The organism is Enterococcus ratti (genome assembly GCF_001886195.1).
In the GTDB taxonomy this organism is placed as follows: Bacteria; Bacillota; Bacilli; order Lactobacillales; family Enterococcaceae; genus Enterococcus_B; species Enterococcus_B ratti.
Genome location: NZ_JXLB01000019.1, coordinates 15,822 through 38,692, shown reverse-complemented (window position 1 = coordinate 38,692; position 22,871 = coordinate 15,822). Strand labels below are relative to the sequence as shown.

The following is a 22,871-nucleotide window of genomic DNA, read 5'->3' as shown; positions in this document are numbered from 1 at the left end:
AAAGCTTTATGACACTTTGTAACAAAACTATGTTTTTTGTAATAAAAGGAGTAATACATGTAATTGTAAAAGTTTTCTTTGTTGATATATCTATTAAAAGTATCAGAAAATAAGGCAGTGAAAGTTATTAAGAAAAGTTTAACTTAGTTTTTCGTATTAAAAAGAAAAACAAATGGAAAATGGCAAATAAAAGTGAGATTAGTTAAAATAAGAAACAGCTTCTTAAAAATAAGGCGAGATTTACAAAAAATTGACAAACAATTTTTGTAAATCTCGCCTTATTCGTAGCAATAAACATTCCTGTTTAAGCTGCTTTTCAAAGCAAAATTATTTCTTTTATATTTACTCTTTTTTAAAGAGATTATCGTTCTACTCTATTTGTAATTAACGGAAAGAATTTTAAGCAATAAATAGCACAAATTCCTACAATAATATAAATGGCTTTTGCTAGAATAGTTGTAGAACCGCCCGCGATAGCTGCTACTAAATCATATTCAAATAACCCAACCAACAACCAATTTAATCCGCCGACAATTAATAATGCTAATGCAATAGTATCTAAAGTTTTCATTGTTATTTCTCCTCACTTTCTTTAATATATTCTAATTATAAACTAATTTTTTTATTCATGCTAAAATACTGCTTAGTCCTTAATAAATTAGGATTTTCATGATTGATAATAAGAATTTTTAATAGAATGTGTGAATAGTAATTTAAATTTATTAAATCATTAAATTGATTTTTAATCATATATTCAAAATAGTCGGAAGAATGGATGGAAAAAAATTTCTCATTGTTAAGAGAAGAAACTAAAAATGACTTTGTCATAAAGAAAAGAACAATTCGTAAAAAGGAATATCTTTGAACTTATAGGAACATAATTTCCCCTTTTTACACGGAGATTTGCAAAAAATGGCAGGAATGCCAATGAAAATGAAATTGAATGAAAAAAAAGCCCATGCGCACATACTACTTCACTGGCTATAAAATATGCAGACGGGTAGCATTTGAAATTCCACAACGATAAAAATAGCTCCTTGCTATGGTGTGAGGCAGTACATATTCTTTATTCTACTAGAAGGAACAAGCGTACAAGACATATAAATATTGAATGTCAAAAAAGAAGCAATTAACGAAACCTTGATAATTGACTCTAGTTTTATTAGTAAACTAATCATTCTTTGAATAGAACCGAGCCAATTATGTAGTCTTCAAAATTATCGAGAAAAACAAGTTTATAAAAAAAAATAAACTGAAAGATAGAGTAGGTATTTTTGATACACATTACAAGTACAATTTTTTCATCTTCGTAATTGCAACTTTTTAATTTTAAATTAGTTAAACAGTATAGACTATTTCTACAAACTAAGTATACTAATGGCTCGAACAATCGTAAAATACTTAAAAGAATTAGCGAAATTAATTAATTATTTTTTTGTTTCGCTGCAAATCAATTTGATTCCTATAATTTTTCGCACTTCTTTATTAAGATAAAATATTTTTTTGGCTTTATCGAAAAAATAATTCTATCAGCTATAAATGTAAGTATATAGTATTTTTTAAAGGGAGGGGATTTAACATGGGAAAAGCAAAGAAATATACGCTACAAGAATTGAAAGATAAAGAGCTTTATGCATTAAGAATTTATAAAAAAGAAACTTGGAATATCCATTTTGCTTGGACAGTAATTGATGGCGATATTGAACCAAGATCAGAGTACCTAAAAAGTCTTATTAAGCGAAAAGATGAGCATATAAAAATACGTGAAGAATACTCGCAAAAAGCGCAAAAAATACGTGAAAAAATAAATACTATGGAACAACGAAGCCCTAATCGGTAAAGTTTGGGAACAAGTTAGAGCAGACGACTCACAACCGTCTGCTCGTAGGATAAAATCCTACAAGGTACATTCATCATTTTTAATGGACACCATTTATATCAGTCAATTTACAAATAAACGTTTATTCTTCAGCCGTCTTCGGGCGGTTTTTTTATATTAAACATAATTAAATCAAATAGAAAATGATAGTCTTATAAATTATAATAATGTCATGCTATATGATATACCCATTTGCATTATATTTTGTAAAGCATGTAACACAAAGCGGTTATCAAGGTAATTTATACGATCAATCTCATCAAATTTCCTAGATTTTACCTTAACTTTTAATCTATAGGGTTGCTCGAAAAGATAGCTTTTGTAGTATAATTTAGCTATTTTCAAATGACTATCTTTTATATTGGTTGAATGTTGGAAATAAACTAGTTAATACAGAATTAAATAAATTAGTTATTTGATGAAAACGTTGATTTACAAAATCTATGAAAGTGTGAAGATGATAAAATGAATATGATTTATAAGAAGCAATTAAAACAATTTTTGAAAAGAACGTTTAAGTTAGAAAATTGTTTCACTTTAAAAATTCTTACGTTCAAAAAAGATCGCTATTTACTTATCAGCTACGATCAAGAACGGTACATTATCGTTGAAGATGGATTTGAAAGGAGACAGTACCAATGTAACTCTTCAGATGAAGCGATGAAAAAAGTGATGAAAAGAGGAGATATTGAATTTAAACATAGTTATAGACTTTATACGAAATTAAAAAAAGAATAAAGTCTATAATAGATTTAGAAGCAACTGTCAAAATAATAAGTAGAAATATTTAGATGCTTTAATTGCATAAACAAAATAGAAGAGATTAATTTCAATATCATGTAAAGCCGAAATTTTAAAATAGTTCTTATTAGAATAATGAAGATTAGCTAATAAGCTGGTTTCAATTGCTAAGAAGACTATTTCAGTATTCCGTATTTTATATAAAGCTTTGACAAATTTTTCGGATGGATTATAGTTAAAACAAATCAAAATCCATCTAGTTCAATTATCACGTTATTCACCTTAATAAGAGCATACAGACACATAACAGGTCTGCATATGAGTGGCGAAGCTAAGTAATCATTGATGATAAAGTTATAGTAATAGAAACAATTATGTTAAAAAATTTTAGAAAATAAAAAAATTCGCAAAGCTAACTAGCCTCACGAGTAGAGATGCAGATGATGGGACTCGAACCCACACGAGCTAACGCCCACATGACCCTCAATCATGCTTGTCTGCCAATTCCAACACATCTGCCTGATAAAAAATTACAGCCCTATTAACTCAAACAGCATGTCTGCCGTTTCATCATGTCTGCGTTTTAATAACAAGTTAATGATAGCGAGTATTTACATAGATGTCAAGATGAAAAAAAGAGGTGAGAAATCACTCAGCGAGTTTTTATTAGGAAAGAATATTTTAAAAATGCCGATGGCTCTATCTTTTGAATCGTTGTACGAATGGTGCAAAAATATGTGGAAAACTGATAGAAATGAGGACGTTGTTTTTATGAAACAATGAGAAGTACAAATGAACCAAATTCATTGGCATACCTAGCAAAAAAATTAAAATCGTGCTATTTAAAAATGGTGGTAAAATTTGTATAGATAGAGTATGATATTGAAATAAATAAGTAAAAATGAAAAAAGTAAGAAGCTTTTGAAATGAGGGATTGGATAGCATGGTAAAAGAATATGAAAAATCCAATAAACTAGAAGGTGTAAGTTATGATGTGCGTGGTCCTGTTTTAGAAGAAGCTGAACGTATGCAAGAAGATGGGATTAGCATATTAAAATTAAATACTGGAAATCCAGCTCCCTTTGGATTTGAAGCGCCTAATGAAGTCATACGCGACTTAATTATGAATGCTCGTGATTCAGAAGGATATTCTGATTCTAAAGGTATTTTTTCAGCACGCAAAGCGATTGAACAATATTGTCAGATTAAAAAGATTCCCAATGTAACGATCAATGACATTTATACTGGAAACGGTGTAAGTGAACTGATTACGATGTGTATGCAAGGTTTACTTGATAACGGAGACGAAGTTTTAGTACCAATGCCTGATTATCCTTTATGGAGCGCTTCAGTCTCGCTAGCCGGAGGAAGACCTATCCATTACATTTGCGACGAACAAGCACAGTGGTATCCAGATATTGAAGATATTAAGTCTAAAGTGACTAGTCGGACAAAAGCGATTGTGATTATTAATCCAAATAATCCTACAGGTGCTTTGTACCCAAAAGAAATTTTAGAAGAGATTGTAGAAGTAGCTCGTCAAAATCAATTGATTATTTATTCTGATGAAATTTATGATCGTTTGGTGATGGATGGGCTAGAGCATTTATCTATTGCAACTCTTGCCCCTGATTTGTTGGTGGTAACGTTAAATGGTTTATCTAAGTCGCATCGTGTTGCCGGATTTCGTGTAGGGTGGATGGTATTAAGCGGGGATAAATCACATGCTAAAGGCTACATTGAAGGATTAAATATGCTTTCTTCCATGCGTCTTTGTTCAAATGTTTTATCTCAGCAAATCATTCAAACCGCATTAGGTGGCTATCAGAGTGTAGACGAACTCCTTTTACCCGGGGGACGTATTTATGAACAACGAGAATTCATTTATCATGCAATTAATGATATTCCTGGGCTTTCAGCAGTAAAACCTAAAGCAGCATTTTATATCTTCCCTAAGATTGATACAAAACGCTTTAATATTTTAAATGATGAAAAATTTGTCTTAGATTTTCTTCATGAGCATCATATTTTGTTGGTTCATGGCGGTGGGTTTAATTGGCCGCAACCTGACCATTTTAGAATTGTCTACTTGCCGAAAATGGAAGATTTAAAAACGACTGCTGCTAAGATGCGCGAATTTTTATCTACTTATCGACAAGTATAGGATATTAGTTTTACTTAAAAAGGGCCAAACATGTTAATGAGTTTAGGCTCTTTTTTCTATGAAGCGCTTTTTGGAATAATCTTAAGTAAGAGGATAAAACAAAGAAAAGTTCAATAGGACTTTTCTTGATGTTTCTTTCCTTGTAAAGTAAAATACTAGTATAATGCGAATACGCATATTTTGAAGGAGGATGCTTATGGAAACGTTGGTCGCTTCCTTTGGTACAATCATAAAAGAAATTCGAAAAGAACAAAAAATGACACAAAAAATGCTTTCGCAAGATATTTGTTCACAGAGTGTTTTAAGCAGAATTGAAAATAATGAGGAATTACCAAATGTTGTCGTAATGGCGCAAATTTGCCAACGTTTAGGCGTGACGATTGACCATGTCCTGCATTTATCACACGGGAAAATACGGGCCGTATTAAAATATTTTGAATTAACTGATCTTTTCTTTCAACAGCGCGATTATCGAAAGCTTGAACAAACGTTGAAATCACCAGAGCTTGTGGAGAATCTGTATGAAGCTGCAGATTTTCAAAAATATTATTACTATTTAGGAGTATGTGAGTTTACCTTGCGAAAAAATATTACACAAGCGCTTAGTTATTTGAAAGAGGCACTCTCTTACTCTACATTGAAAGACCGAATGCAAGCTGCTGATATTGAGATCCAGCTTATTAGCTGTATTGGTAAAATCTATGGAGTAGCTGGTAAAACAGCTGAAGCTAGATATTATTTAAGTCGAAGTGTGCAATTGTTTCAAGAGACGATTCAAGATAGAACAAAAAGCGAGTTCACACAGATTTTTTATAATTATGGTTGCTTTTTGTTGCATCAAGGTGAAATCGATCTTTCTTTAGAACAAGTAAATCAAGGGATACGTTGGGCACAAGAAAAAAATAGTTATTATTACTTGAACGATTTATTTATTTTAAAAAGTTTGATTTATAAGAAGAAAAACAAAATCAAAAAAGCGTTGTTTTATGAAGAGCTAGCGCAATCTGTTAGAAAAATTTCGAAAAGTTTATGAATGGTGTAGACCATTCTTGACTTATCTTTCATTTGAGAGTACCTTAAGGATAGAAAATCTAAAGGAGAGAAAAGAATGAGAATTTTTATTTATGCAGACAAATTTTTTATGTCATCCGGCGTTAAAAATGCAGGTTATCTTGAAATTACTGATGGTTTATTTGGCGAATATAGTCAAAATATGCCAGAAGGAGAAATTGAGATCATTGATCACGGCGGGAAATGGGTTGCACCCGGTTTAGTTGATACGCATATTCATGGTTATATGAACCATGATGTGATGGATAATGATGCACAAGGGATAAAAGCTATGTCTGAAGGATTGCTTTCTTGTGGTGTCACTTCATTTTTACCGACTACTTTAACAGCAAGCAAGGAACGCTTAAAAGCGGTTGCTGAAACAATTGGAAAAATGTATCAAGAAGTTTCTGGCGCAAAAATTAAAGGCCTCTATTTTGAAGGACCTTTTTTTACAGAAGAACATAAAGGGGCGCAAAACCCAAGCTACTTTAGCGATCCTGATTTAGAAACGTTCCACGAATGGCAGGAAGCTTCTGGTGGTTTGATCAAAAAAATTGCCTTGGCACCGGAGCGTCGTGGGGTGGAAGAATTTGTAGAACGAGTGACAGATGAAGGGGTGGTCGTTTCATTAGGTCACAGTAATGCAACGATTGCTGAAGCACAAAGAGCAGTGGAAGCAGGTGCAAGTGTGTTCGTTCATGCCTACAATGGTATGCGTGGTTTGAATCACCGAGAACCTGGTATGGTAGGTGCATTGTTAACGTTGGAACATGTTTTTTCAGAATTGATTTGTGATGGACATCATGTACATCCTAATGCTGCTCAAGTTCTAATGGAAAAAGTTGGCCATGATCATGTAGCATTAATTACGGATTGCATGATGGCAGGAGGTATGCCGGATGGAAACTATAATTTAGGAGAATTCCCAGTTGTAGTGAAAGAAGGAACGGCACGATTAGAGTCTGGTAATTTAGCAGGAAGTATTTTGAAATTAAAAGAAGCAATCAAAAATGTGGTAGATTGGGGTCTAGCTACTCCTGAACAAGCAGTGATGATGGGAAGCTTGATACCTGCTATTAGTTGTAAAATTGATGATACGTGTGGGAAGATCGCAAAAGGGCGAGAAGCTGATTTTATCCTATTAAATCCTGACATGACTTTAGAAGCTACTTATCTAGACGGTGTAGAACGTTACCATGCCTAAGTACAGAATGAATGACTAAAAGAGCAGAGAGTAAAAAGATCAAGAATATGTGTGACTTGAAGGATGTGGTCTTTAAAAGTGAGTTGCAGTTGATAAAAATTACTTGTCAAATTTTTGTAAATTGTGTCTCAGTTTTCAAAGAAATTACTTATTTTTCTTTTTAAAAGGAAAAATAAGTTTATGGTTGTTATAGCTTTTTTGATTTTTGACTAAATGAGGTTTCTAGGAGTAATTCGTTTTTACAAAAATTATAAACTTGTCAAAAAAAAACAGACGATGTGCTAGTCGCAGTTTGTCTGTTTTTTTATATACTCTGTCTATGAGTGTATTATTTTTTGTTTGCTTTGCTATTTCCACCTACAGGAGCGAGTTTTTTTGTAAATAGACTAAGATTTTGTGAGTCAGTAACGAAAGAATCATGTTGACGGGTTGTACTAGTAGTATACACGACTAGTTACGCTGTTAGTATATACTTCCTTATTTTGAAGGAGTGTACGAATGGTGGAATGAAAAAGATGCGTTTTGATTGAAGAAGTATAAACTTAAGCTCATACTCATACTAGCTATTGGGTTCAATAATACATAGGGTGAGTAATTCTTTTTTATTACTAGTTTTTGATTAATAGATTTTTAGGTTTATAGTTGAAAGGCGTCCTTCGCTAGCTGAGTTTCTTCATTTTAAGGGATGGATGATTCATCTTTTTGTTGGCTTTGAATTTTTATTTGCGCTTCAACTGCTGCTAAGTTTTTTCTGAGAAGGGCTTCTTTTTTTTGTAATTCTGCGAGATCTTCTGCTAATTCTTCTTTTTCCTCTAGTTTAGGAGGGCGTAAAAAACAATTGATTCCAATGGCGATAAATGTTCCGATAAAAGTGTCTAAGACTCTTTGTATAGCATAGAAGGAAGTTTCGTCTTGAGGAATACTTAATGCAATTAATAGTAAGGTGGAAATTGCCGAAATGATACCAGAATTATTATTGATTCCGTCAGAAATGACGATCACGACGACGACTAGGGTAGGAAGTAAAAATAATTCTACCCAAAAACCATAATGTAGCACGCTTTTTACCAAAAAATAAAAGATGCCAAGGCAACCGCCGATTGTGTTACCGACAATTCGAGAACGCCCGAAAGAAAGGGTAGTTGTTAAATCTTGTCGCAAAGAAAATACGGCTGATAGAGCAGCAATCATGGGTAGGCCACGATTAGCGACGTGAAAAAATAAAATACATAAAAAAACTGCTAAAGCGCTTTTTATTGTTCGCATGCCTAAACGAAAACGGCCAAACTTCATAGAATTCTCTCCTTCTAGTTCTTTTTACTAGCATATCGGATGAACAACGAGATTGCTAGTTTTTTATTAAAAATTTTAGTATAATTCTAAAAATGGAAAAGAATTTACTGGAACAAAAACCAGCTCATAGTACCTAACTCAATGAGATATAAATAACAGCTAAATAAAACGGAATGGTTGATTAATTGAGTAATTTAAATATATAAGGAGTACTTTATGCGTATTGGAATGAGAACCATAAAAACGGTAGTTAGTGGGATGTTATCTATGATAGTAGCACAAATGTTTTCCCTCTTATTTTGGCCTTCTGCCGGTATTATCGCTTTGCTGAGTGTAGGGAATACAAAGCGTTCTACGTTAAGAACGGGTATTTCTAGGTTTGTTGCATTTGTTTTAGCAACGGTTCTTGCTTTGATTAGTTTTTTTATTTTAGGTTATACTATTCTTGGTTTTTCGCTATTTTTATTATTGTTTATACCTTTTACTGTTTTTTTTAAGTTGACTGATGGTATTGTGATAAATTCGGTATTAGTTACGCATTATTTAAGCGAAAGAAATATGTGTGGCGCGTTGATTGGTAATGAAGCAAGTTTAATGGCAATTGGTGTTTTCTTTGCACTTGTGGCTAATAGTTATATGCCGGATATTAAAAAACGTCTTCGAAAGAATCAACAAATGATTGAAGTACAATTTCGTGTAATCTTAAAAAATATGGCCGACTTTCTTCTTTCTGGAAGAAAGGAAAATCTTTCATTTCTTTGCGAAGAACTTTTGGATTTTGTAAGAGATAGTCAATTAGATGCCCAAAATTATCAAGAAAATTATTGGATAAAGCAAACGCAGTATTATGAAACCTATTTTTTGATGAGACGCACGCAAGTCAATGTTCTTAAAGATATGCAGGTAAACCTTGAGCGCATCCATGATCCAGTTTCTTATAACAAACATATTTATGGGCTGCTAATTTACACAGCTGAAACTTTTTCGGAAAAAAATGATGGGAAGGAATTGCTTAAACGAATTGAAGAAGTCTATGAACTTTATCGAAAAATGCCTTTGCCTAACGATCGTTTAGAATTTGAAGATCGAGCAGAGTTGTTTCAGTTTTTGCAATCATTTAAAAGTTTTATCGAAATTAAAGCAGAATTTTCGCAACAAGTGGGGGAGGGATTGACTTAGCTTAGTCAATCCCTCTCTTGCAGTGCCTGAGAAAAGCACTATTGTATTATTAAATTTAGTATCTTAGCTTTTTTCAAACAAAATTTATAAAAGTGAAGACGCCTGCCAGCATTTTTGCATGTTATCCATGATTTCAATGACATCTTTTGTTAAAAATAACGAACGATTTGGGCATTCGCCTTTAATCATTTTTACCATATTTTCAACTTCATAATTCATTGCTTGCGTAGTACTGCCGCTTTTGATCCATTCTCTTGTCCCATCATTAAAGAAAATTTCCGCACGATCGGCACGTGGATAATCCGTGATAGTTAGATAACCATTTTCAAAGGCTACAATTCCTACTTTAGGCATTTTTGCTTGAAAAGTTAGGCTGACAACGGCTAGCTCGTTTTCTTTATTTCTTAAAAGAGTAACAGATTGCTCATCAACACCGGTTTCAAAAGGAACCATGCTTGAGGCAATCACTTTAGGTTGAGAACTTAAAAAGAAGCGGGCAAATGATATTGCATAAGTACCAATATCCAATAAAGCCCCGCCAGCTAATTCAGGGTTGAAAAAGCGATTGGTTGGATCGGGTTCTTTATAGCTGCCAAAAGGTGCTTGGATCATTTTTAGTGCTCCTAATTTGTTGGTGTCTATCAAAGAACGTAGCTGTTGATAAAGAGGCATATTAAAAATAGTCATTGCTTCGGCCAGCACTAAGTTTTTTTCTTGTGCCAACTTCATTGCTTTTGCTAATTCATCTTTATTCATCGTGATGGCTTTTTCGCATAAAACGTGTTTATTGGCGTTTAATGCTTGAAGGATGTGCTGGATATGCTGGCGATTAGGAACGGCAATATAGATAATGTCAATTTTCTCATCGTTTAGCATCTCTTGATAATTGCCGTAGGCTTTAGGAATTTGATAGATTTCAGCAAATTGTCTGGCTTTTTCCATTGTTCTAGAAGCAACTGCCGTAAGTTCACTTGTTTCTTGCTTAAAATTTTCGGCAAATTCATGAGCAACCGTTCCTAAACCGATTATTCCCCAATGATACTTTTTCATACTTCAAAACTCCTTCTCGTGTTATATTTAATATAGTATCTTAAATAAGAAAAATAGTGCTTGTTCTTAGTATTATACCAAATAAACACTTGATTTTTCTGATAAAGTGCTTTAATAAGAAAAAGTAAAGAGGTAGTGATTTTTTAAGAAAACTTAAGTAAAATGATAAAAGGAGGAGATTTTTTATGCATCAAGTGTACGTAGATTTGATTCTTAATGTGGTGCTTGAACAGTATGCAACAGAAAAAAATTTCTTAGAGGACTATTTATTAATTAGTGAAGATCAATGGCAAAGATGGAAAAAAGGAGAAAAAAGCCTTCCGTCTGAAGCGATGCAAAAAATCAAAAATTTGTTTACAGATTATGAATGGATGCTTACTCAAAAAATTTTACGACAAACCATCATTTTTCCAGAAAAAAGAACAATTGCTGTGGCAGAGTATAAACAAATCAAAACGCGAATTGCGCAAAAATGGTTAGCTGGTGGATTGGCAAAAGTTGAACTGATTCCTTTGAAAAATAACCCATATCTTAGCGGTTTTCTTGATTTAAAAGTAAGTATTCATTACGATGAATGGGGGTATGATGACATCTTAAATTTTCGTCTGCCAGCGGATATACAAAAACAAATCGAAGGGGAAAAAGTCGAACTGTTAGATTGGGTAAACGAAAATCTTGAAGAAACCTATGTTCAGGAAAAAACTAAGTATAACAGAGAATGAAAGGATTTTTTAATTGAATAAAATTTTAGGATTTGGAGCAGTCATCATCATGATTGTGGCGATGGTCTACGTTGTGGTGAGTGAACAGCCTGAAACATCTGAAATCCAAGTAGAAAATCAAGTCACGAAAAAAAATACAACGTCTAAAAGTTCAGCTGCAATTGAAAAGAAAATTTCTTCAAAAAAAAATAGCGCGCCTTTGCCAAAAGTTCAGCCGACTGACTGGTCGCTCATTCTTGTAGGACCTGAGCATCCGCTCGAACATGAAATTAATGAATCTGCTCAGTTGGTTTCCCTACCAAATGGTTATTTGATTGATAAGAGAGTACAATCAGATTACAAAGATTTTGCTACAGCGGCTGAAAAGGCTGGCTTTCCGTTAGTGATGGTTTCCGCTTATCGTTCGGTTTCCTCCCAACAGGAAGTTTTTGCTCAAAATGTTCAAGAAGTGATGAGCACTCAACAAGTTTCAAAAGAGCAAGCGACTGCGATTACCAAGCAAACGATCACAATACCGGGTTATAGCGAACACCATACAGGCTTAGCGGTGGATGTAGTGGATGAAGCATGGTACAATAATTATCCTTCACAGCTTTTGGATGCAAGTTACGGGGAGCAGCCGGGTGCAAAATGGCTTGCTGAAAATGCCCCTAAGTATGGTTTTATTATTCGTTATCCAAAAAATCGACAAGATATTACAAAAATTACTTACGAACCTTGGCATTTACGTTATGTGGGAAAAGAAAGTGCAGCTTATATTATGAAACAAGGAATTACGCTGGAAGAATACCTTGATCGATTAAAAAAGAAGCAGGAGTAGTGAATGGCTAAAAAAAAATGGAAAAAAAAACGTCATAAAGTACGCTTTATCGCTGTAGTTTTAGGCGGGATATTAATAATGACAGCTTTTACTCTTTCTTTAAAAGGATTATCCACCCCTCTTGTTGACCAAAAGCAAAAGAATGAAGTACAATTACATCAACAATTTATTGACCGTCTTGTTCCCCACGCTAAAGAATTACAAACAGGTTACGGTGTTTTGCCAAGTATTATTTTAGGTCAGGCAATTCTTGAATCAAACTGGGGAGAAAGTACATTAGCCAGTCAATACAATAATCTATTTGGGATAAAAGCATATGGGAATCAAAAAAAAGTGAAATTAGAGACAAAAGAATTTGTGAATGAAAAATGGATCACCATACAAGGAGATTTTCGTGTATATGATTCATGGGAGCAGTCAATGGATGCTCATACGCAGCTTTTTGTAAATGGTGTTGATTGGAATCCAGCTTTATATGAAAAAGTTATTACAGCAACCAATTACCGTGAAGCTGCACAAGCACTGCAAGATGCTGGCTATGCGACTGACCCTTCTTATGCGCAAAAGATTATTCAAATCATTGAAACGTACCATTTAGATCAATATGATCATTAGTTATGGAAAAAAGGAGTGGGAGTATGGCAGAGCAATTTATTCCGGAGATTATGACAGAGTTGCGTCAAGATATTGTCAAAGTTCCTGAAGTCATCATGAAAGCAAGCGGAATCAAAATTTTTGGAAAATTAATCCGATCAATCATTTTCACTACGGATATTGCAATTGTTCGCAACACAAACGCTAATGCAGTAATTGCTGTATATCCATTTACGCCGCATCCTGCCATTACAAAAAGTATTATTGAAGCTGCTGATATTCCAGTTTTTTCTGGGGTGGGTGGTGGATTAACGCAAGGAACTCGTTGCTCTTATATGAGTTTATTTGCTGAAGCACAAGGATCACTAGGGGTAGTTTTAAATGGTCCTACGCCTCTTAAAACTGTTCAAGAAGTCTGTCGAGCAGTTGATATTCCAGTCATTAGTACGGTGACTTCTAAATACACAGAAATTGATGAAAAGCTTGCCGCAGGTATTTCCATTGTCAATATTAGTGCAGGAAAAGAAACCACAGAAACGGTGAAGTTTTTCCGAGAAAATTATCCCACATTACCGATTATTGCTACTGGCGGTCCAACACAATCAAGTATTTTGGAAACTATTCAAGCAGGAGCAAATGCCATTACTTATACACCACCTAGTAATGGTGAATTATTCAGTCGGAAAATGGAAAAATATCGTCAAGTTGAAAAACAACAGGAATAGCTCTTCTTTACAAAGAAAGACAAAAACAAAAGAGAGAAAATCTTTTTCTGAACGTTGATTTTCTTTTAAAAAACTTTTTGATAAAAGAACTATCGAACAAATTGATGGAATAAATTAAAAATATTAGATTTTAGAAAAAAAGGTTGGAACTTAGTTGTCAGTTTCAGAAACAAATGTTAGACTATTTTCAATATTTGAAACAATAAGGATTCAAATACTGAACAACTATTTTCAACAGAATAAATTTTTCCCTTTTTAAAATAAATATCAGTTGTTATTTTTATCGATCTGAAAAAGCAACATAAAAAAAAGTGTCTTTTTGTAATCGTGAGAAATTCTAGCTGTTATAACTTCTACTTATATATCGTCATAATAAGGTTGACAGTTTCTAGCCAGTACCGTAAACACTGGACTATAAGTAAAAAGTGTTTAACACCCTTTTTACTTATAGTTGTGGTAAAAGGGTGTTTTTTGAGCTAGTTTGTTTTAAAAGAAACAAGTTGTTCAGCAATAAGTGAAAAGGAGCAAATAAAGTGAAAGAATTAGTGGAACGTATTCAAAAAGATGGTCGCGTGTTAGGTGAAGGTGTTTTAAAAGTTGACAGCTTTGTGACACACCAAGTAGATCCTGTATTAATGGAAAAAATGGGTCAATGTTTCGCAGAAGTATTCAAAGACCAAGGAATTACAAAAGTCGTTACCATTGAAGCTTCTGGGATTGCTCCAGCTTTATTTGCTGCGAAAGAACTAAGCGTGCCAATGATCTTTGCCAGAAAAGCAAAAAGTTTAACAATGAATGAAGAATTATTAACTGCCTCTGTTTATTCATTTACCAAACAAGTAACAAGTACGATATCTATTTCTCGAAAATTTTTATCAGCAAAAGACAAAGTATTAATTATTGATGATTTCTTGGCCAATGGACAAGCAGCTAAAGGGTTGATTGAACTATGCCGCCAAGCCGGTGCAAAAGTAGAAGGCATTGGAATTGTCATTGAAAAATCATTTCAAGATGGTCGTCAGTTATTAGAAGAAATGGGTTTACAAGTTGTCTCATTAGCACGGATTGCTTCATTGGCTAATGGACAAGTAGAATTTTTTGAGGAGGATGCGTAGTTGTGGAAAGAAAAACGCAAAGTGGAAAAGCGGCCATATTAGGGCTTCAGCATTTATTAGCGATGTATGCTGGAGCAGTAGCCGTTCCTTTATTGATCGGAACAGGATTAGGGTTTAATCAAGAACAAATGACTTATCTTATTTCGATTGATATTTTTATGTGCGGATTAGCAACGTTTTTACAATTAATAGTCAATCGTTTTTTTGGAATCGGCTTACCCGTAGTATTAGGCTGTGCCATTCAAGCCGTTGCTCCTTTGATTTTGATCGGTAGCAATGAAGGAGTAGGCGCCATTTACGGCTCAGTGATGGCTTCAGGACTTTTTGTTGTCCTAGTTTCAGGTTTTTTCTCAAAAATCAAGCGATTGTTTCCACCTATTGTTACTGGAACAGTGATTACGGTAATTGGTTTGACTTTGATTCCTGTTGCAATTGAAAAGATGGGCGGTGGGAATGCCTCGGCAGCTAACTTTGGCGATAAGACGAGTTTATTATTAGCTTTTGTAACCATTGCCTTAATTGTTAGCGTACAAATGTTTGTAAAAGGTTTTATTCGTTCCATTGCCGTACTAATCGGATTAGTAGGAGGAAGTATTTTGGCCGCTGTTATGGGGAGGATTGATTTAAGTACGATCGGACAAGCGCCTTTCTTTCATGTACCGCAGCCTTTTTATTTTGGAAAACCGACATTTGATATTTGGTCCATCTTATTAATGATCATTATTTCTATTGTAAGCATGGTGGAATCAACAGGTGTGTATTTTGCTTTGGGAGATATTACTGGTAAAAAAGTCGGCGAAGAAGAATTGAAAAAAGGATACCGTGCCGAAGGATTAGCGGTAATTTTAGGAGGAATTTTCAATACGTTTCCGTATACTGGTTTTTCCCAAAATGTTGGTTTGGTTCAGCTTTCAGGAATTAAAACAAGAAAACCAATTTATTTTTCAGCTGCTTTTTTAATTATTCTAGGTTTATTCCCTAAAGTTGGTGCATTAGCGCAAATCATTCCAGAACCTGTGTTAGGCGGCGGGATGTTAATCATGTTTGGCATGGTGGCCGTTCAAGGGATTCGTATGTTGATGGACGTTGATTTTACAAATGATAAAAATCTTTTGATTACAGCTGTATCAATTGGATTTGGCTTAGGCTTTAATATTGTACCGACTTTGTTTAATCAGTTGCCTCAAACAGTTCAGATGTTTACTGGAAACGGAATTGTCATGAGTAGTGTAACTGCTATTATTTTGAATCTTGTTTTTAATGGATTAAAAAAAGATGAAGAGATCATCAAAGCAGCGTTAATAAAAGAATGATAAAAATAGGAGAAACAGATTCATATCTGCTCTCCTATTTTTTATCATAAATAAGCGAACATTAATTTATAAAAAACTATTAATATTCGAAATTTCTTTGACATCAAAAAAACGGATTGCTAAAATATGAATGTAAAAAAGAAGAGAGGAGAACAATAATGTCAAAGGTTTCTGTGATTATGGGGAGTACATCTGATTGGGAAACAATGAAGAATACATGTGAAATATTAGAAGAGTTCGCTGTTCCTTATGAAAAGAGAGTTATTTCAGCTCACCGAACGCCTGATTTAATGTTTCAGTATGCAAAAAGTGCACGAGAAAAAGGAATAAAAGTGATTGTTGCAGGAGCAGGAGGAGCGGCGCATTTGCCGGGGATGGTTGCTTCACAGACGACGTTACCGGTAATCGGTGTACCCGTTCAAACACGAACATTAAACGGGTTAGATTCGTTGCTTTCAATTGTTCAAATGCCAGGCGGGGTGCCAGTAGCGACAACTGCGATCGGAAAAGCTGGAGCAATAAATGCTGGACTACTTGCGGTGGAGATGCTTTCCATGTATGATTTGAAGTTGGAAGCTAAACTAGCAAGAAGACGTGCGAAGTTAGCAGAAACTGTGATAGAAAGTAGTGATCAACTTGGTTAAACCTTTGTTACCGGGATCAACGATCGGAATTGTGGGTGGCGGACAATTGGGACAGATGATGGCAATCAGTGCAAAAGAAATGGGCTTTAAAGTAGGAGTTCTTGATCCTACAGTAAACTGTCCAGCTGCGCAAGTAGCCGATTGGTTCATTCAAGGGACGTATGATGATACCTTTGCTTTGGAAGAGCTGGCCAGACGCACGGATGTCATCACTTACGAATTTGAAAATGTTAGTGTGGAAGCATTAAATGCTATTTTACCCATGTCTTTTATTCCTCAAGGAACTGATTTACTGGCAATTACACAGGATCGTCTTTTAGAGAAGTCTTTTTTAGAAACGAATAATATTGTGATTGCTCCTTATGCAACCATCGTTAGTCCTACTGACATTCAAGATGCTATTGATGGGATTGGTTATCCTTGTGTATTAAAAACGACGCGAGGAGGATATGATGGAAAGGGACAATATGTATTGAAAAGTCGAGCAGACCTTGCGCCTGCAATGGACTTATTAAGAGAAGGTACTTGTGTATTGGAAGCATGGATTCCTTTTGAAAAAGAAATCTCTATCCTTGTGGCTGGAAATGGACAAGGAGATTATAGTACGTTTCCTGTTGTAGAAAATATCCATCGCAACAATATTTTACATGAAACGATTGCGCCTGCTTCGATTGCATCAGAGGTTACAGAAGAAGCAGAACGAATTGCACGCGTAATAGCTAAAGGGATGAATTTATCCGGCGTTTTATGTGTTGAAATGTTTTTGACAAAAGCTGGTGGCTTATATGTCAATGAATTAGCACCACGTCCTCATAATTCTGGTCATTATTCCATTGAGGCTTGTACGATGAGTCAATTTGATGCACATATTCGTGGAATATGTGGCTGGCCGTTAAGTAAAAAAGTGCGGTTATTAAGTAACGCGGTGATGGTTAATGTACTAGGCGAACAGCTTTTAGAAAGTTATCATTTAATTGATAAAAAAACAGAGTGGCAGTTTCATTTTTATGGGAAAACTCAAGCAAAAAAAGGGCGAAAAATGGGACATATTACCATTGTAACTGAAAATGTCCAGCAAGCTTTAGAGGAAATAAAGAAAACCAATATTTGGGATTAAAGGAGAGCAGTTGATGTTAAAACGGTATACACGACCTGAAATGGGTGAAATCTGGACAGAACAAAATAAGTATCAAGCTTGGTTAGAAGTGGAAATTTTGGCAGATGAAGCTTGGGCCGAATTAGGAGAGATTCCAAAAGAAGAAGTAAAAAAAATTCGTGAAAATGCGTCTTTTGATATTGAGCGAATTTTAGAAATTGAAAAATCAACGCGGCATGATGTGGTGGCATTTACTCGTGCCGTATCTGAAACATTAGGAGAAGAGCGTAAATGGGTTCATTATGGCTTAACAAGTACTGATGTGGTAGATACAGCTTACGGCTATTTAATTAAACAAGCAAACGATATTTTACGAGAAGATTTGAAACGTTTTACGGAAATTATTGGTGACAAGGCAAAAGAGCATAAATATACGGTTATGATGGGCAGAACGCATGGTGTACATGCTGAGCCGACTACTTTTGGCTTGAAATTAGCGACTTGGTACTCAGAAATGAAACGTAACCTTAAACGTTTTGAACATGCAGCAAAGGGAGTAGAAGCAGGGAAAATTTCTGGAGCAGTTGGAACATTTGCAAATATTCCACCATTTGTTGAAGAATATGTTTGTACAAAGCTAGGAATTCGCCCACAAGAAATTTCAACGCAAGTATTGCCGCGTGATTTGCATGCGGAGTATTTTGCGACGATGGCGTTAATTGCGACGAGTATCGAACGATTTGCAACAGAAATTCGCAGTTTACAAAAATCAGAAACTCGAGAAGTAGAAGAATTCTTTGCAAAGGGTCAAAAAGGATCTTCTGCCATGCCGCATAAGAGAAATCCAATTGGTTCAGAGAATATGGCCGGTCTTGCTCGTGTGATAAGAGGGCACATGATTACTGCTTATGAAAATGTTTCGTTGTGGCATGAAAGAGATATCTCTCATTCATCTGCTGAGCGGATTATTTTACCTGATACGACTATCCTTTTAGATTACATGTTGAACCGCTTTGGAAATATTGTAAAAGATTTGACGGTGTTTCCTGAGAATATGAAACGAAATATGGAAGCTACATTTGGTTTGATTTACAGTCAGCGTGTAATGCTTAAATTGATTGATAAAGGAATGACAAGAGAAGAAGCTTATGATCTTGTTCAACCAAAAACTGCTTACGCATGGGATCATCAAGTAGCATTTAGGCCTTTACTTGAAAAGGATCTAGCGATCACTTCCGTATTGTCAAAGGAAGAGATCGACGACGCCTTTGATTATCACCACCATTTAAAAAACGTTGATGCTATTTTTGAGCGTGTCGGACTCTTTGAATCAGTAGATTAACTTAATAATAGTGAAAAAAAGACAACCAACAGATTTTTTCTGATGATTGTCTTTTTTTTATTTAAGGGTTCACAAAAAAACTACAGATTTGATATGATTAAATTATAAAGGATGTTCTATTCATTTTGCTGTCATTGGAGAATATCCTTTGTTTCAAACACGTCAAATAAAAAAATACGGAAAGAAGGTTTTTAATGATTCAACAAACTATTTACTTAATCGACAGTAACTTGTTCCATAGACGTATTATTAGGGAAATTTGTTTAGCTAGTTTAAAAAAACTAGCAGTACAGGTACAAGTTAAAGAGATAACTAATTTACATTATTTTCATCGAATCGGTATTTCTGATGGAGATATTTTTATTATAGATATTGAATTAAATGATAAATATAATGGTATAGAAGTGAGTGAAACGATACGAAAAATAAATAAAAAATGTGCTATTTTATTTTTGACGAGTATTGAAGTATCGGCAGCTGAGATAATTAACAAACGCATTCATCCCATCGCTTATTTGAAAAAAGATCTGGCAACTTTTTCTTCTGTACGCCCAAAAATAGAACAGGTTTTTGAAATGATTTTTAGTATGAAATTTGAAAAAAACAGCATTTGGACAATCTAGTAATAGAATCAAGAGGAAATATCTTGAATTTAAATTATTCAGCTATTAATTACATAGAAACATGTAAACACAAAAGAAATTTTATCAATATACATACTGAAACTGGGGAAATCCTTGTTAGAAAAAATTTTTCAACACTTAAAGAAGAACTCCCGGAACTCTATTTTTGTAAAAACTTTAAATCATTAATTATTAACTTATTGAATATAAAACAAGTGGAGCGAGTGAGGGAATCAATCACTTTTAAAACTGGAGAAGAACTATTTGTAGGAAAAAAATCATTGACAAAGTTCGTTTAGCGTATAAGAAATGCGGATAGCTGCAAAAAAAAATGATCGGTATTAAAAAATAGAAGACACGTAATAAGAAAGAACTCTAGTTGTTCAACGATCCTTATACAGAATAAAAGATTTTCATTATTATGGGATCAAAAATACTAATTTCTTTTATTTTTTGGCGTTAGAAAAGATTGAATGAATTTCTATGCTTTATTTTCAATGATAAAATAACTTAATCGATTGGCTATGTCGTGTTAATTATTTAGTGTATGGATGATTTAATTGAGTTTGACATGAAAGAAACAAAAGTTAAGGAGAAAGATACTTTTTCTTTTTTTGTTTATGTCATAATAAAAGTATAGAAAGTGTTGTGCATAATTTTCTATACGTAAATAAAAATAAAAGAGGTGTAATAAATGAAAAAAAACAAATACTAACATTATCATTATTAATAAGTGCAGGGCTATATCTATTTAATCCAACGGCTCATGCGACTACTCATTTGGATAATTCTATCATAAATAGAAGCTCTTTAAGATCAATCATTGAACTAGAAGTTGAAGGGTGGCAATGGTATCGTAAGCCTAAAGTGACATATGATACAACGACCGATAAATTTCACGTGGAGTCCTATGTAGTAGGATTGAATCCGGGAGGACATAAATCAACGTATAAGATCTTAGCAGTAATGAATACAGGAGAAAAAATAACTATTACTAATAAAACTATTAATGGTACTTGGGATGAAGCACCTTTGTTTTTTGATTTTAGTTTGCCAAGTGATGTGCGTAAAGAAAAGGTTTCTTATTTAGAATATCATTTGAAGACAACAGATGATTTATGGCACGAAACGCTTAATGGTTATGCTAAAATTTCTTCTGAAAGTCTTTTTGGTTGTCCTAATTAATCATGAACGGTCCTTTTCAGACAAAAAAGAATGACGAGGATGGTCGATCTGAAATGATTATGGAAAAATGACGGCTTATGTAATGAATAACTATGCTACGCCTGTTTTTCCCGCTCATTTGATGTAAAATCTATAAATTTATAAAGTAACCTTTTTTGGATCAAATAGTGAGTTTAGAATCTCTCGTATATTTGCCAGTTTTCTTTCAGGTGATGAATTAGATAGATGGAGGAGAAAAAATTAAAAAAATAACTTAAGTATTAAAAAGACAATTCATATTCTAAAAAGGGGGCAGAGACGACAAAAGCTTATTTACAATTAGAAAATCAAAGTAAATTAACTATGTTTTTTGGTTTGCGAACACACGACAAAAAAACAATAGCCTTTACATAAGAAAGTTTTCTTTTTTTGATTGGAGAATAAGTATCTAAATGTATAAAACCTCATCTACTTATAGCAACCTAAGTTAGACTAATTAACTAACTTTCAGGTGATAGCTTAGGTAGATGAGGTTTTTATTAAATAAGCGCGTGATCAGAAGAATTAAAATGCCAAGAGTGAAGCAAACAAAGCAGCGCCTCAATAAAATCATAGCCAAATTCTTTCTTATTGTAAGTGACTTGAATACGATAATGGTTTTTAAACAATTTTTGTTCATGGATCTGACTGATCACTAGCTGATGTGTAGGAGAGGCTTGATATGTAAATGTCCGTTTACGGCATTCGGTGTGGTGTCTTACTATGCGCCAAAGTTTTCGAAAGGTGTAAAAGCATGTATCTTTATTACATAAATAAACATCTTTAATTGACAATAAATCATTGTATAAACAGCTGATTTCTTCTTGTGACAGACTCATCAAAAAACGTTTAGCACAGATAACCGTCTCTTCCATTTAACGACCTCCTTGAATAAATATCCAGATGGCTTTTTTACACTATATCATTCTTTGCAATAATTGTAAACGCTTATTAAGGAATTTCTTCAATAATTTATGATAAAACCGAACATTAGATAATTTTAATATAGTTAATGTACATATTTTTGTTGATTGATTGAAAAAGTCTTGTTAAAATTTAAAGTGAAAAAACGAACGAAAAAAAATTATTAATGATGAATATAAAGAATTTTAGGAGATGTAAAAATGGAAAAGAAAAATTTGCTGTATGAAGGAAAGGCGAAAAAGATGTTTCATACTTCAGATGAAAATTTAATTTGGATAGAGTATCTTGATCAAGCGACTGCTTTGAATGGTGGAATGAAAGATCAGATCAGTGGGAAAGGGACATTGAATAATCAAATCACAAGCAAAATTTTCCATTATTTATCCGAACAAGGAATAATGAGTCATTTTATTCGTCAATTAGGTAAAACCGAACAATTAGTGAAAAAGTTAGATATTATTCCACTAGAAGTAGTGGTAAGAAATAGCGCTGCTGGAAGTTTTTCAAAACGCTTGGGTATTGTAGAAGGACAAAAATTACCAGAACCAATTGTAGAATTTTACTACAAAAAAGATCAGTTAAATGATCCTTTTATTAATGAAGAACATATTCTTTTTCTAAATATTGCCAATGAAAAAGAAATAAATGAACTAAAAGAACAGGCAAGAAAAATCAATCAAGTATTGATCGATTTGTTTCAAAAAATTAACTTGCAGTTAATTGATTTTAAGTTAGAATTTGGAAAAACAGAAAATGGCGACCTTTTGTTAGGAGATGAAATTTCTCCTGATACTTGTCGATTATGGGATTTAAAGACTCGTGCGCATATGGACAAAGATGTTTATCGAAGAAAAATTGGTGAGATTGTACCTGTTTATCAGGAAGTATTAACGCGTTTAAACCAACTCGGTTTATGAAAGGAGAAAGTAAAATGTATATTGCAAAAGTTTACGTTACCTATAAAGATTCAGTATTAGATCCTCAAGGTGAAGCCGTGAAGAATGCGGTCCATCGATTAGGATATGAAGTGATAACGGAAATTCGTGTTGGAAAATATTTTGAGATTCAAGTTGCCGCAAAAGAAGAAGCAGTAGCAGAAACAATCGAAGCCATTTGCGATAAATTATTAGCAAATGTCAATATGGAAACTTATCGTTATGAAATTGAACAATTGGAGGAAGTGTAAT

General features: G+C 33.8%; 25 protein-coding genes, 1 tRNA gene and 1 riboswitch. Of the genes, 20 read left to right on the top strand and 6 right to left on the bottom strand.

What is annotated here, in order from left to right; all coding sequences use genetic code 11:
• Positions 1-361: 361 nt before the first annotated feature.
• Positions 362-571 carry a DUF378 domain-containing protein gene (locus RV14_RS09320; RefSeq protein WP_071855994.1) on the bottom strand — a complete coding sequence of 70 codons (210 nt, stop codon included), beginning with the start codon at positions 569-571 and terminating at the stop codon, positions 362-364.
• A 1,008-nt stretch (positions 572-1,579) separates the two neighbouring features.
• Here RV14_RS09320 and RV14_RS09315 point away from each other — a divergent pair.
• Both RV14_RS09315 and RV14_RS09310 read left to right on the top strand, forming a co-directional pair.
• The gene (locus RV14_RS09315; protein ID WP_071855993.1) at positions 1,580-1,840 is read left to right on the top strand and encodes a hypothetical protein; all 261 of its coding nucleotides are present in this window, start codon (positions 1,580-1,582) and stop codon (positions 1,838-1,840) included.
• A gap of 504 nt (positions 1,841-2,344) precedes the next feature.
• Positions 2,345-2,617, top strand: coding sequence for a hypothetical protein (locus tag RV14_RS09310; protein ID WP_071855992.1), 273 nt, complete (start codon positions 2,345-2,347; stop codon positions 2,615-2,617).
• Positions 2,618-2,644: 27 nt separating this feature from the next.
• On the opposite strand, the gene RV14_RS12735 is transcribed toward RV14_RS09310, so the two are convergent.
• Positions 2,645-2,869, bottom strand: coding sequence for a DUF5960 family protein (locus RV14_RS12735; protein ID WP_084650357.1), 225 nt, complete (start codon positions 2,867-2,869; stop codon positions 2,645-2,647).
• Positions 2,870-3,055: 186 nt separating this feature from the next.
• Positions 3,056-3,139: transfer RNA gene (locus RV14_RS09305), tRNA-Leu, on the bottom strand.
• A 424-nt stretch (positions 3,140-3,563) separates the two neighbouring features.
• On the opposite strand from RV14_RS09305, the gene RV14_RS09300 reads away from it, so the two are divergent.
• The 3 genes from RV14_RS09300 (at position 3,564) to nagA (ending at position 7,041) form a co-directional block, all read left to right on the top strand.
• Positions 3,564-4,784 (top strand): pyridoxal phosphate-dependent aminotransferase, encoded by a 1,221-nt coding sequence (locus RV14_RS09300; protein WP_071855991.1) that lies wholly within the window; start codon positions 3,564-3,566, stop codon positions 4,782-4,784.
• 196 nt (positions 4,785-4,980) lie between these two features.
• On the top strand, positions 4,981-5,817 hold the full coding sequence (locus RV14_RS09295) for a helix-turn-helix domain-containing protein (RefSeq protein ID WP_071855990.1): 837 nt from the start codon (positions 4,981-4,983) through the stop codon (positions 5,815-5,817).
• A 75-nt stretch (positions 5,818-5,892) separates the two neighbouring features.
• Positions 5,893-7,041 (top strand): N-acetylglucosamine-6-phosphate deacetylase, encoded by a 1,149-nt coding sequence (nagA, locus tag RV14_RS09290; RefSeq protein ID WP_071855989.1) that lies wholly within the window; start codon positions 5,893-5,895, stop codon positions 7,039-7,041.
• 678 nt (positions 7,042-7,719) lie between these two features.
• Here nagA and RV14_RS09285 read toward each other — a convergent pair.
• Positions 7,720-8,334, bottom strand: a complete 615-nt coding sequence (locus tag RV14_RS09285; RefSeq protein WP_071855988.1) for an FUSC family protein — start codon at positions 8,332-8,334, stop codon at positions 7,720-7,722.
• Between the two features lie 216 nt (positions 8,335-8,550).
• On the opposite strand from RV14_RS09285, the gene RV14_RS09280 reads away from it, so the two are divergent.
• Entirely contained in the window at positions 8,551-9,513 is a 963-nt protein-coding gene (locus tag RV14_RS09280; RefSeq protein ID WP_071855987.1) for an aromatic acid exporter family protein, read from the top strand.
• Positions 9,514-9,597: 84 nt separating this feature from the next.
• Here the strand turns inward: RV14_RS09280 and RV14_RS09275 are convergent, their stop codons facing one another.
• On the bottom strand, positions 9,598-10,563 hold the full coding sequence (locus tag RV14_RS09275; RefSeq protein ID WP_071855986.1) for a Gfo/Idh/MocA family protein: 966 nt from the start codon (positions 10,561-10,563) through the stop codon (positions 9,598-9,600).
• A gap of 185 nt (positions 10,564-10,748) precedes the next feature.
• On the opposite strand from RV14_RS09275, the gene RV14_RS09270 reads away from it, so the two are divergent.
• The 12 genes from RV14_RS09270 to RV14_RS09215 all read left to right on the top strand — a co-directional run bounded on the left by RV14_RS09270 (position 10,749) and on the right by RV14_RS09215 (position 20,742).
• Positions 10,749-11,285, top strand: a complete 537-nt coding sequence (locus RV14_RS09270; protein WP_071855985.1) for a hypothetical protein — start codon at positions 10,749-10,751, stop codon at positions 11,283-11,285.
• Between the two features lie 13 nt (positions 11,286-11,298).
• Complete coding sequence (locus tag RV14_RS09265; RefSeq protein ID WP_071855984.1) at positions 11,299-12,105, top strand: M15 family metallopeptidase; 807 nt, start codon at positions 11,299-11,301, stop codon at positions 12,103-12,105.
• A 3-nt stretch (positions 12,106-12,108) separates the two neighbouring features.
• Complete coding sequence (locus RV14_RS09260) at positions 12,109-12,720, top strand: glycoside hydrolase family 73 protein (protein WP_071855983.1); 612 nt, start codon at positions 12,109-12,111, stop codon at positions 12,718-12,720.
• 23 nt (positions 12,721-12,743) lie between these two features.
• Positions 12,744-13,424, top strand: a complete 681-nt coding sequence (locus RV14_RS09255) for a beta/alpha barrel domain-containing protein (RefSeq protein ID WP_071855982.1) — start codon at positions 12,744-12,746, stop codon at positions 13,422-13,424.
• Positions 13,425-13,761: 337 nt separating this feature from the next.
• A riboswitch (purine riboswitch) is annotated at positions 13,762-13,859 on the top strand.
• A 98-nt stretch (positions 13,860-13,957) separates the two neighbouring features.
• Positions 13,958-14,539, top strand: a complete 582-nt coding sequence (locus RV14_RS09250; RefSeq protein WP_071855981.1) for a xanthine phosphoribosyltransferase — start codon at positions 13,958-13,960, stop codon at positions 14,537-14,539.
• Positions 14,540-14,541: 2 nt separating this feature from the next.
• Positions 14,542-15,852: a nucleobase:cation symporter-2 family protein gene (locus RV14_RS09245; protein ID WP_071855980.1), complete on the top strand. Its 1,311-nt coding sequence runs from the start codon at positions 14,542-14,544 to the stop codon at positions 15,850-15,852.
• A 155-nt stretch (positions 15,853-16,007) separates the two neighbouring features.
• A complete protein-coding gene (purE, locus tag RV14_RS09240; RefSeq protein WP_071855996.1) occupies positions 16,008-16,496 on the top strand; it encodes a 5-(carboxyamino)imidazole ribonucleotide mutase in 489 nt (162 codons plus the stop codon).
• Positions 16,489-17,613, top strand: coding sequence for a 5-(carboxyamino)imidazole ribonucleotide synthase (gene purK, locus RV14_RS09235; RefSeq protein WP_084650354.1), 1,125 nt, complete (start codon positions 16,489-16,491; stop codon positions 17,611-17,613). The genes purE and purK overlap by 8 nt, the downstream gene beginning before the upstream one ends.
• Before the next feature lie 13 nt (positions 17,614-17,626).
• Positions 17,627-18,934 carry an adenylosuccinate lyase gene (gene purB, locus RV14_RS09230; protein WP_071855978.1) on the top strand — a complete coding sequence of 436 codons (1,308 nt, stop codon included), beginning with the start codon at positions 17,627-17,629 and terminating at the stop codon, positions 18,932-18,934.
• A 194-nt stretch (positions 18,935-19,128) separates the two neighbouring features.
• Positions 19,129-19,557 carry a response regulator gene (locus RV14_RS09225; RefSeq protein WP_071855977.1) on the top strand — a complete coding sequence of 143 codons (429 nt, stop codon included), beginning with the start codon at positions 19,129-19,131 and terminating at the stop codon, positions 19,555-19,557.
• A gap of 23 nt (positions 19,558-19,580) precedes the next feature.
• Positions 19,581-19,856, top strand: coding sequence for a LytTR family DNA-binding domain-containing protein (locus RV14_RS09220; protein ID WP_167359851.1), 276 nt, complete (start codon positions 19,581-19,583; stop codon positions 19,854-19,856).
• Positions 19,857-20,205: 349 nt separating this feature from the next.
• On the top strand, positions 20,206-20,742 hold the full coding sequence (locus RV14_RS09215; protein WP_071855975.1) for a hypothetical protein: 537 nt from the start codon (positions 20,206-20,208) through the stop codon (positions 20,740-20,742).
• A 518-nt stretch (positions 20,743-21,260) separates the two neighbouring features.
• Here the strand turns inward: RV14_RS09215 and RV14_RS09210 are convergent.
• Positions 21,261-21,635, bottom strand: coding sequence for a hypothetical protein (locus RV14_RS09210; protein WP_071855974.1), 375 nt, complete (start codon positions 21,633-21,635; stop codon positions 21,261-21,263).
• Between the two features lie 249 nt (positions 21,636-21,884).
• Here RV14_RS09210 and purC point away from each other — a divergent pair, with 249 nt between their 5' ends.
• Both purC and purS read left to right on the top strand, forming a co-directional pair.
• Positions 21,885-22,601 (top strand): phosphoribosylaminoimidazolesuccinocarboxamide synthase, encoded by a 717-nt coding sequence (gene purC / locus RV14_RS09205; RefSeq protein WP_071855973.1) that lies wholly within the window; start codon positions 21,885-21,887, stop codon positions 22,599-22,601.
• A 14-nt stretch (positions 22,602-22,615) separates the two neighbouring features.
• A complete protein-coding gene (gene purS / locus RV14_RS09200) occupies positions 22,616-22,870 on the top strand; it encodes a phosphoribosylformylglycinamidine synthase subunit PurS (RefSeq protein WP_071855995.1) in 255 nt (84 codons plus the stop codon).
• The last annotated feature ends 1 nt before the right edge of the window (position 22,871 follow it).

Bases quoted from the DNA above. Each gene is read 5' to 3' on its own strand.
- RV14_RS09320 (WP_071855994.1), bottom strand. From the start codon at position 571: ATGAAAACTTTAGATACTATTGCATTAGCATTATTAATTGTCGGCGGA.
- RV14_RS09315 (WP_071855993.1), top strand. From the start codon at position 1,580: ATGGGAAAAGCAAAGAAATATACGCTACAAGAATTGAAAGATAAAGAG.
- RV14_RS09310 (WP_071855992.1), top strand. From the start codon at position 2,345: ATGAATATGATTTATAAGAAGCAATTAAAACAATTTTTGAAAAGAACG.
- RV14_RS09300 (WP_071855991.1), top strand. From the start codon at position 3,564: ATGGTAAAAGAATATGAAAAATCCAATAAACTAGAAGGTGTAAGTTAT.
- RV14_RS09295 (WP_071855990.1), top strand. From the start codon at position 4,981: ATGGAAACGTTGGTCGCTTCCTTTGGTACAATCATAAAAGAAATTCGA.
- nagA (WP_071855989.1), top strand. From the start codon at position 5,893: ATGAGAATTTTTATTTATGCAGACAAATTTTTTATGTCATCCGGCGTT.
- RV14_RS09285 (WP_071855988.1), bottom strand. From the start codon at position 8,334: ATGAAGTTTGGCCGTTTTCGTTTAGGCATGCGAACAATAAAAAGCGCT.
- RV14_RS09280 (WP_071855987.1), top strand. From the start codon at position 8,551: ATGCGTATTGGAATGAGAACCATAAAAACGGTAGTTAGTGGGATGTTA.
- RV14_RS09275 (WP_071855986.1), bottom strand. From the start codon at position 10,563: ATGAAAAAGTATCATTGGGGAATAATCGGTTTAGGAACGGTTGCTCAT.
- RV14_RS09270 (WP_071855985.1), top strand. From the start codon at position 10,749: ATGCATCAAGTGTACGTAGATTTGATTCTTAATGTGGTGCTTGAACAG.
- RV14_RS09260 (WP_071855983.1), top strand. From the start codon at position 12,109: ATGGCTAAAAAAAAATGGAAAAAAAAACGTCATAAAGTACGCTTTATC.
- RV14_RS09255 (WP_071855982.1), top strand. From the start codon at position 12,744: ATGGCAGAGCAATTTATTCCGGAGATTATGACAGAGTTGCGTCAAGAT.
- purB (WP_071855978.1), top strand. From the start codon at position 17,627: ATGTTAAAACGGTATACACGACCTGAAATGGGTGAAATCTGGACAGAA.
- RV14_RS09225 (WP_071855977.1), top strand. From the start codon at position 19,129: ATGATTCAACAAACTATTTACTTAATCGACAGTAACTTGTTCCATAGA.
- RV14_RS09210 (WP_071855974.1), bottom strand. From the start codon at position 21,635: ATGGAAGAGACGGTTATCTGTGCTAAACGTTTTTTGATGAGTCTGTCA.
- purC (WP_071855973.1), top strand. From the start codon at position 21,885: ATGGAAAAGAAAAATTTGCTGTATGAAGGAAAGGCGAAAAAGATGTTT.
- purS (WP_071855995.1), top strand. From the start codon at position 22,616: ATGTATATTGCAAAAGTTTACGTTACCTATAAAGATTCAGTATTAGAT.